Annotated in this window: 6 protein-coding genes; all 6 read left to right on the forward strand. The window is 73.7% G+C overall.

What is annotated here, in order from left to right; all coding sequences use genetic code 11:
* Positions 1-31 precede the first annotated feature (31 nt).
* The 6 genes from FGQ67_RS09870 to FGQ67_RS09890 are packed head-to-tail and all read left to right on the forward strand — an operon-like array spanning position 32 to position 4,655.
* On the forward strand, positions 32-760 hold the full coding sequence (locus FGQ67_RS09870; protein ID WP_118082048.1) for a lantibiotic protection ABC transporter ATP-binding protein: 729 nt from the start codon (positions 32-34) through the stop codon (positions 758-760).
* A complete protein-coding gene (locus tag FGQ67_RS09875; protein WP_138341769.1) occupies positions 757-1,527 on the forward strand; it encodes an ABC-2 family transporter permease in 771 nt (256 codons plus the stop codon). The genes FGQ67_RS09870 and FGQ67_RS09875 overlap by 4 nt, the downstream gene beginning before the upstream one ends.
* Positions 1,528-1,532: 5 nt before the next feature.
* The gene (locus FGQ67_RS09880; protein WP_249934450.1) at positions 1,533-2,342 is read left to right on the forward strand and encodes an ABC-2 family transporter permease; all 810 of its coding nucleotides are present in this window, start codon (positions 1,533-1,535) and stop codon (positions 2,340-2,342) included.
* On the forward strand, positions 2,335-2,523 hold the full coding sequence (locus FGQ67_RS10150; protein WP_171025307.1) for a hypothetical protein: 189 nt from the start codon (positions 2,335-2,337) through the stop codon (positions 2,521-2,523). The genes FGQ67_RS09880 and FGQ67_RS10150 overlap by 8 nt, the downstream gene beginning before the upstream one ends.
* Before the next feature lie 45 nt (positions 2,524-2,568).
* The gene (locus FGQ67_RS09885) at positions 2,569-3,231 is read left to right on the forward strand and encodes a response regulator transcription factor (protein ID WP_138341772.1); all 663 of its coding nucleotides are present in this window, start codon (positions 2,569-2,571) and stop codon (positions 3,229-3,231) included.
* Positions 3,232-3,257: 26 nt separating this feature from the next.
* Positions 3,258-4,655, forward strand: a complete 1,398-nt coding sequence (locus FGQ67_RS09890) for a sensor histidine kinase (RefSeq protein WP_138341774.1) — start codon at positions 3,258-3,260, stop codon at positions 4,653-4,655.
* Positions 4,656-4,658 lie beyond the last annotated feature (3 nt).

Raw genomic sequence — 4,658 nt, forward strand, 5'->3', positions numbered from 1 at the left:
CCCGCGCGCCCGGAAGAGAAAGGACGAACCCATGGGTTACATGCTCGAGACGCGCGGGCTCACCAAGCGCTTCGGCCGCGGCGACCAGGCGCAGGACGCCGTGGCCGACGTGAGCCTTCATATCCGCGAGGGCGAGGTGTACGGGCTGCTCGGCCCCAACGGCGCCGGCAAGTCGACAACGCTCAAGATGATCTGCGGGATGCTGCGGCCGACGGCCGGGGAGATCCTCTTTGCCGGGCACGCCTGGCGCCGCGAGGACCTCTACGCAATCGGCAGCCTCATCGAGGAGGCGCCGCTCTACCCCAACCTCACCGCGCGCGAGAACCTGCGCGTGCGCACCACGCTGCTGGGCCTTCCCGAGAGCCGCGTAGATGAGGTGCTCGCCGCCGTGGACCTCGCGGACACCGGGAAGAAGCGCGCCGGGCGCTTCTCGATGGGCATGCGGCAGCGCCTGGGGCTCGCGCTGGCGCTGATCGCCCGGCCACGCCTGCTCGTGCTCGACGAGCCCACCAACGGCCTCGACCCCATCGGCATCGAGGAGCTGCGCGACCAGATCCGCGGCTTCGCGGCGGCGGGCACGACGGTGATCGTCTCGAGCCACATCCTCTCCGAGGTGCAGCAGATGGCGGACACCATCGGCATCATCTGCGGGGGGCGCCTCGCCTACGAGGATGCGCTTCGGCCCGGGCAGGACCTCGAGGAACTCTTCATGAGCGTCTGCCGGGAGGGGCGTCGAGCGCGCGGGGAGGTGGCGGCATGACGGGCGAGAAAGGCGGCCTGCTCGCGGGCCTGCGCGCCGAGGCCCTGAAGTCGCGCCACGCGGCACCGGTTCGCCTGGCCGTGCTCATGGCGCTGCCGATGCCGCTGCTCGGCGCGATGCCCTACCGGGGCGTGCAGATCTTCAGCGCGTGGAACTACTGGTACGCGCTCTTCCTGCCCGTGTCTCTCTCGCTCGTGGTGGCGTGCGTCGCGCGGGCGGACGCGCGCACGCGGATGCGGGGGCTTCTGGGCCTGGGCTTCCCGCTCGGGCGCGCCTGGTGGGCCAAGGCGCTCTGGTGCCTCGCGCTCTGCATGCTCTCGAACCTCGTGGTCTTCGGCATCTACCTCGCGGGATCGGCGTTCTCCTCGCAGGGCCTCACGGTCGCGGGCACGCTCACGATGCTCCTCTGCGCGCTCGTCAACACGGTGACCGCGGCGTGGATGATCCCCGCAGGGCTCTTCCTCACGGCGCGGCTCGGCATGCTCGCGGGCATCTTCTGCCCGCTCGCCGCGCAGCTCGTGGGTGGGTTCGCCTGGTCGCTGGTGCCGCTGCCGCAGCTCTTTCCGCCGTCGGCGAGCATGGTCATCCCCACGAGCTTCATCCCCGTGCTGCCGAGCGGCGAGCCACTCGCGGCGGACATGGCGCTCGGCGGGGCGCTTACGGCGGACGGCATGCTCACGCTGGCGGGCCTTGCGGTCTGCGCGCTCGCGTTCGCCGCGCTCACGGCGGCGGGCGCGGCCTGGTTCGCGCGCTCCGAGGAGAGGTGATGGCCATGACACGACTCTCCGACCCGACGCCGCGCTTGACTCTCCCGCGGGCCCTGCTCTCCGAGGCCCTGCGCCTGGCGCGCTCCCCGCTCACGGCGGTGCACCTCGTCTGCGGCCTGGCGGCCGGTCTTGCCTGCGGCGAGTACTTCTCCGTAGCCCGATGGGACCCGGCGCTGGGCGCGGACGCCTACGCCCAGTTCCTCGGCGCCCTCATGCCGCTCATGTCCGCCATCGTCTGCGGGCTCGCCGTGGACGAGGAGCGCGCTGCCGGGCGCCTCGCCAACCTCACGGCGGTCCCCTCGCGCGGGCGCGCCGTCGCGGCGAAGCTGCTCGCCCTTGCGGCGCTCGGCGCGGGGGCGCTGGCCGTGGCGCTCGGCGTGTTCGGGGCCGCGCTCGCCGTCGCCGGGCGCCTGCCGCTCGGGCCCGCTCCGCTTGCGGCCGCCTGGGCGGGCATCGTGCTGGGCAGCCTGCCCCTCTACGCGCTGGGGCTCGGCGTGGCCCTGCGCCTCGGCCGCAACGCCGCCATCGGCGCCGGCGCGGCGGGGGTGCTCCTCGCGTTCTTCTCGGTGGGCGGACTTGCGCACGGCCTCATGACCGGCGAGCTCACCGGTGCCCTGGCGACGCCCCTGAGCTGGGTGCCGCTCGCCTGGCCCGCGCGCCTGGGGTCGCTCGGGGTGGAGGCCTTCATCGACGCCGCACGCGCGGCGGGCCCTCTCCTCACGACTGCGCTCGCTAGCCTCGTGCTCACCCTGGCAGCCGACGCCGTCCTTCTCGCCTGGTTCTGCCGCTTCGAGGACGGGAGGGCAGATGCGTAGGAGGCCGTTCGCCGTCGCGCTCGTCCTCCTCTCCGCAGCGCTCGTTCTGGGCGGGAATGCCCTGCTCGACGCCGGTTGGGGGTCGGTGCTGCGCTCGATCGCCGACCGCGTGCTGCCCAACCCTGAGATCGACATGTGGGCGCCCGCGCCCGCGGCTGCGCGCGGGGCTCTGGACCGTTGAGCGCGGCGCTAGTACAATTCCGACGGAAGTTTCAGGAGGTCGAACATGGCGAGGATACTGGCAGTGGATGATGAACGGGCGATCCTCGACGCGCTCGCGCGCGTCCTCGGCCGCGACGGCCATGAGGTCGTCAGGGCGGCGGACCCGACGGCGGTCCCGGGGACGGACCTCTCGCGCTTCGACCTCGTGCTCTGCGACGTCATGATGCCGGGGCTCGACGGCTTCGAGCTCGTGCGGCAGATCCGCCCGGACTTCGACGGGCCCATCGTCTTCCTGACCGCGCGCGTGGCCGAGGAGGACGCCGTGGCCGGCTACGGCCTGGGCGCCGACGACTACGTCCGCAAGCCCTTCGGGGCCGCGGAGCTGCGCGCCAAGGTCGCGGCCCATCTACGCCGTGAGCGCCGGCCGCGCTCGCACGCCCTCTCCTTCGGGGAGGTGCGGATCGACCTCGGGGCGCGCGGCCTCGCCGTGGGCGGCGAGGCCGTGCCGCTCACGCCCACCGAGTACGCCATCTGCGAGTACCTCGCCCGCCACCCCGGGCAGGTCATGAGCCGCGCGCAGATCCGCGAGGCGGTGCTCGGCTGGGAGAGCGACGCCGACGACGCGGCCATATCCATGCAGGTCAGCCGCGCCCGGAGGAAACTCTCCGAGGCCGGCGCCGATCCGATCGCGACCGTCTGGGGGATGGGGTACAAGTGGCAGCTCTGAGGACCGGGGCGCGAGGTCGCGGGGGCATGCCGCTCTCCTTCGTCATCGCGCGCTACTTCGCCTACGCGTTCGCGGCGGTCGCCACGGCGTGGCTCGCCTCGTTCATGGCGCTCTCCGCGGCGATCGACGCGGGCTTCGTCTACGAGGCAAGCTGGGGGCCGGCCAATGCGCGCGAGGTCGCGGAGGGCCTGGCACGCGACGGCGTCTGCGGGCAGCAGGACGTGCCGACGGCGTACCGCTACCTCATCCTGAACAAGGACGGATACGCGCTGATGACAGACCTCGAGGGCACGCGGCTCGAGGACGCGACGGAAATGGCCCGTGCGGCACTCGCCGCGGATCCGGGCACAGTGGAGATCGAGGGCGGGGGCTCGGGCCTCACCTACGCCGCGTTCCCGCTCAAGGGCGGCGGGGCCTGCGCACTCGTCAGCGAGTACCTGCCGCAGTGGGTCTCGCGCGACCTCGCCGGCCTGCTTCCCAACCCGCAGAACCTCATGCTCGTCGGCGCCGCTGCGGGAAGCGCGCTCGCGCTCGCGCTCGTGGCGCGCCGCGCGAGCCGCGTGATCTCGCGCAAGATGGCGCCGCTCGCGGAGGCGGCGGGGCGCGTCGGCGCGGGGGATCTCGACTTCGCGGTCGGCAGCACCAACGTGCGCGAGGTGAACGACGTCCTCGCCGCGATGGACGCCATGCGGACCTCCCTCGCCGAGTCGCTCGAGGCCCGCTGGGCCGCGGAGCGGGGGCAGCGCGAGCAGGTGGCGTCGCTCGCCCACGACCTCAAGACGCCGCTCACCGTGCTGCGCGCCAACGCCGACTTCGTGGCGGAGGAGCTGGAAGACGAGAAAGACGCCGACCTCGCGGCCGCCGCGCGCGACATAGCCGGCGGTGTCGAAAGGCTCGACGGCTACGTGCGCCTGCTCATCGAGGCCTCGCGCGGGTCCGGCGGGGCGGAGAGGGCCCCCATGCGGCCGGCCGAGCTCTGCGAGCAGGTCCTCGCCGAGGCCGCCCAGATCGCCCGGGCGCGAGGCGTGACGCTCGACGCGGCCACGGGCCCCGCTGTCGCGGGCGCGCCCGAGGCCCCGCTCGACCGAACCGCCCTGGCGCGAGCCGCCGCGAACCTCGTGGCCAACGCCGCCGAGCACGCGCGCTCGCGCGTGGCGGTCTCCTGCGACGTCGCGGGCGGACACCTCGTCATCGAGGTGTCCGACGACGGACCGGGCTTCTCTCCCGCCGCCCTCGAACGCGGCTGCGAGCGCCTCTTCACAGACGACTCCTCCCGCTCCTCGCGCGACGGAGGCCGCCACTACGGGCTCGGCCTCCACGCCGCCTCCGAGGCCGCGAGCGCCCACGGGGGCTCCGTCTCGCTCGCCAACAGCCCCTCGGGCGGCGCGGTGGCCACCATCGCGGTCCCCCTGTGCGGGGCCTGACGA

Origin of the sequence: Collinsella aerofaciens (assembly GCF_005845035.1) — a bacterium.
Classification (GTDB): domain Bacteria; phylum Actinomycetota; class Coriobacteriia; order Coriobacteriales; family Coriobacteriaceae; genus Collinsella; species Collinsella aerofaciens_I.

What these genes read in the sequence shown, in the direction of transcription:
- FGQ67_RS09870 (WP_118082048.1), top strand. Translation starts at nt 32, where the DNA reads ATGGGTTACATGCTCGAGACGCGCGGGCTCACCAAGCGCTTCGGCCGC.
- FGQ67_RS09875 (WP_138341769.1), top strand. Translation starts at nt 757, where the DNA reads ATGACGGGCGAGAAAGGCGGCCTGCTCGCGGGCCTGCGCGCCGAGGCC.
- FGQ67_RS09880 (WP_249934450.1), top strand. Translation starts at nt 1,533, where the DNA reads ATGACACGACTCTCCGACCCGACGCCGCGCTTGACTCTCCCGCGGGCC.
- FGQ67_RS10150 (WP_171025307.1), top strand. Translation starts at nt 2,335, where the DNA reads ATGCGTAGGAGGCCGTTCGCCGTCGCGCTCGTCCTCCTCTCCGCAGCG.
- FGQ67_RS09885 (WP_138341772.1), top strand. Translation starts at nt 2,569, where the DNA reads ATGGCGAGGATACTGGCAGTGGATGATGAACGGGCGATCCTCGACGCG.
- FGQ67_RS09890 (WP_138341774.1), top strand. Translation starts at nt 3,258, where the DNA reads ATGCCGCTCTCCTTCGTCATCGCGCGCTACTTCGCCTACGCGTTCGCG.